2 protein-coding genes are annotated in these 3,419 nt (G+C 76.2%); both read left to right on the top strand.

Annotation, left to right across the window (positions count from 1 at the left end):
- On the top strand, positions 1-2,650 hold a 2,650-nt coding region (locus AB0D46_RS38375; RefSeq protein WP_362884728.1), incomplete at its 5' end, for a glycoside hydrolase family 3 C-terminal domain-containing protein.
- A 58-nt stretch (positions 2,651-2,708) separates the two neighbouring features.
- Positions 2,709-3,380 (top strand): DedA family protein, encoded by a 672-nt coding sequence (locus AB0D46_RS38380; protein ID WP_362884730.1) that lies wholly within the window; start codon positions 2,709-2,711, stop codon positions 3,378-3,380.
- Positions 3,381-3,419: the final 39 nt, after the last annotated feature.

Consider the following 3,419-nt stretch of genomic DNA (forward strand, 5'->3'; position numbering starts at 1 on the left):
GGCCGAGGACCCGTCCGTACTCGCGGGCCAGCGCGGGATCGAAGGCGCCGGCGAGCATCACGGGGGCGGGCAGCGCGGGCCGCTCCCGCCGACCGATGCCGAGGCCGGCGCCCAGGCGCCGCCGCAGGGAGCACCCATGAGCGAGGCCGTGTCCAGACGTTCCGCGATCCGAGTGCTCGGCGCGGTGGGCGCCGCCGGCTCCTCCCTGGCGACGGCGGGCTGCGTCGCCGGCGTGCCGCCCGGAGCCCTGCCCCGCAAGGCCCCGCCGGCCGCTGCCGCCGCCGGGAAGCCGGCCGTCGGGGCCCGCGTCGACGCCCTGCTCGACCAGCTCACCCTCGACGAGAAGACCGCTCTGCTGCACGGCGGCCCGGACCCGGATCCGCACGCGTCGGTCCACGCCGGCTACCTGCCAGGCGTACCGCGTCTGGGCATTCCCGCGCTGCGGTTCGCCGCCGGGCCCGCCGGCATCGCCGTCGGCGAGCCCGCCACCGCGCTGCCCGCCCCCGTGATGCTCGCCGGCGCCTTCGATCCCGCGCTGGCCCGCGAGTACGGACGGGTCCTCGGCCGCGAGGGCCGCGCGCTCGGCCGGGACGTCCTGCTCGGGCCGATGGCCAACCTGATCCGCACGCCCTGGGCCGGCCGCAACTTCGAAGCCTTCGCCGAGGACCCGCGGCTGACCGCCGACATCGTCGGCCAGGTCGTGCGCGGCATCCAGGACGAGGGGTTGATCGCCGCCGTCACGCACTTCGTCCTCGACGACCAGGAAACCGGCCGCGACACCCTCGACGTGAGCATCGGGGAACGGACCCTCCACGAAACGGGGCTGCGCGGCTTCGAAGCGGCCGCGGCCGCCGGGGCGGGCGCCGTCACGGGCGCCCGGCACAAGATCAACGGCATCCCCGCCTGCGAGAACGGGCCGCTGCTCGACGAAGTGCTGCGCGGCCGCTGGGGGTTCGACGGATGGGTGCTGTCCGATCCGGACGCCCTGCACAGCGCCGTCGCCTCGATCACCGCCGGCCTCGACATGGAGATGCCCGGCGGCGCCCACTTCGGCGGCCCCCTGCGCGAGGCCGTGCAGGGCGGCTCCGTCCCCCAGGAGGCCGTCGACCTGGCCGTACGCCGCATCCTGACCACCCTGGACCGCTTCGGCCTGCTCACGGACCAGCCGCCGGCCCGCCCCGCCCGCAACGCGCCGGCGGGAGCCCGGACGGCCCGCAAGGTGGCCGGCGCCGGGGCGGTCCTGCTGCGCAACGAGCGCGGCACCCTGCCCCTGACCGGCGCCGCGGCCCGCTCCCTCGCGGTGATCGGCCCCACCGGCCGCATCGCGCTCGTCGCCGGCGGCGGCGCCCCGGTGGTCCCGGACCGGCCCCTCTCGCCGCTCACCGCGCTCACCCGGCGTGCGGGCAGGGGGGCCACCGTCCGCCACGCCCTCGGCGAGGACCCGTACGGCCGGCCGCTGCCGGCCGGGCTGCTGACCCCGAACGCCGCGCTCGACGACCGGCGGGTGGAGGCCGGCCGGACCTGGAGCCACCGGGCGGAGTTCACGCTGGCCGCCGACGACGAGTGGACCCTGCTCGTCCACCACACCGGGAAGCGGCCGTCCGTCCGGCTCGACGGGGAGGACCTGTTCGCCGTCCGACAGGGCGCCGCCGAGCCGTTCGCCGGGACCCTCCTCGGCCGGGCCCCCGACGGGATGTCCGTCCGCCGCCGCACGCTCGCCCTGAAGGCCGGTACCCACCGGCTCGCCGTCACCGCCGAGGGGGGCGCCGGCGGTCAGCGCTTCCGGCTGCGGCACACCACCCGGGCGACGCGCGCCGCCGACGTCGCCGAGGCCGTACGGACCGCCCGGGCGGCGCACAGCGTGGTGCTGTTCGCGTACGAGGACGCCACCGACGGGCACGACCGGACCTCGCTGGGGCTGCCCGGCGGGCAGGAGGCGCTGATCGAGGCGGTGGCCGCGGCCAACCCCCGGACGACGGTGGTGCTCAACACCTCCTCGTGCACGACCATGCCCTGGCTCGCTCGTACGGGTGCGGTGCTCCAGATGTACTACCCGGGCCAGGAGGGCGCGGGCGCGACGGCCGACGTCCTCTTCGGGGACGTGGACCCCGGGGGGCGGTTGACCCAGACCTTCCCGGCGGACGAGCGGACGACCCCGGTCGCCGGGGACCTCCTGCGCTACCCGGGGGTGGCCGGCCGGCAGGAGTACACCGAGGGCGTGCACGTGGGCCACCGTTGGTACGACGCCCGCGGCGCGACCCCGTTGTTCCCCTTCGGGCACGGGCTCTCGTACACGACCTGGGCCTACGAGAGGCTGTCCGTACGGCCCGAACGCGGCGGCCTGCGCGCCGAGTTCACCGTACGCAACACGGGCCGCCGCAAGGGCACCGAGGTCGCGCAGGTCTACCTGGGGCCGGCCGAGCGGCCCGCGTCGGACCAGCCGGTACGCGTGCTGGCCGGCTACCGGCGGCTCACCCTGGCGCCGGGGGAGTCCCGGCCGGTCACCGTGGACATCGACGCGCGGACGCTGTCGTCCTGGGACCCCGAGCAGCGGGCCTGGGTGGTCGGCGCCGGCCTGCGGGAGGTCTTCGTCGGGCGGTCGTCCCGCGAACTGCCCTTGCGGGCGAAGGCGGTCGTGGGGAGCCGATAGGCTGCCCCGTCCGGCGGGCCACGGGAGCCCGGCGGCGAGAACTCGGGAGGACCCACCGGTGCACATCCAGGAATGGCTGGAGACGATTCCACCGATCAGCGTCTATCTCCTGGTGGGTCTGGTCATCGGGTTGGAGAGCCTGGGCATCCCCCTGCCCGGAGAGATCATCCTGGTCAGCTCGGCCCTGCTGGCCTCCCAGCACGGGGAGATCGACCCGGTGGTCCTGGGCCTGTGCGCGATCGCGGGCGCGATCATCGGCGACTCGATCGGCTACGCGATCGGCCGGCGCGGGGGCAAACCGCTGCTGGAGAAGTTGGGTCGGCGCTTCCCCAAGCACTTCGGACCCGAACACGTGGCCCTCGCGGAGCGCTCCTTCGACAAGTGGGGCATGTGGGCCGTCTTCTTCGGACGGTTCGTGGCCCTGCTGCGGATCTTCGCCGGGCCGCTGGCCGGCGTGCTGCGGATGCCGTACTGGCGCTTCCTCGTCGCGAACGTCCTCGGCGGGATCCTCTGGGCCGGCGGCACCACCGCCGTCATCTACTCGGTCGGCGTCGTCGCCGAGCCGTGGCTGAAGCGGTTCTCCTGGTTGGCGCTCGCCCTGGCCGTGGCGGGCGGGCTCGTCGTGACGCTCGTCATCCGCAGCCGCATGAAGAAGGCCGCGGCCCGGCTCCGCGAGGACGCGGCGCCGGACACGGACCGGGCCCCCGTGACGGCGGGCGTCGCGAACTGACCCCGCGGTGCCGCGCCGGCGGGGCCCGGGACCCCGCCG

This window comes from Streptomyces sp. NPDC048383 (assembly GCF_040651775.1).
In the GTDB taxonomy this organism is placed as follows: Bacteria; Actinomycetota; Actinomycetes; order Streptomycetales; family Streptomycetaceae; genus Streptomyces.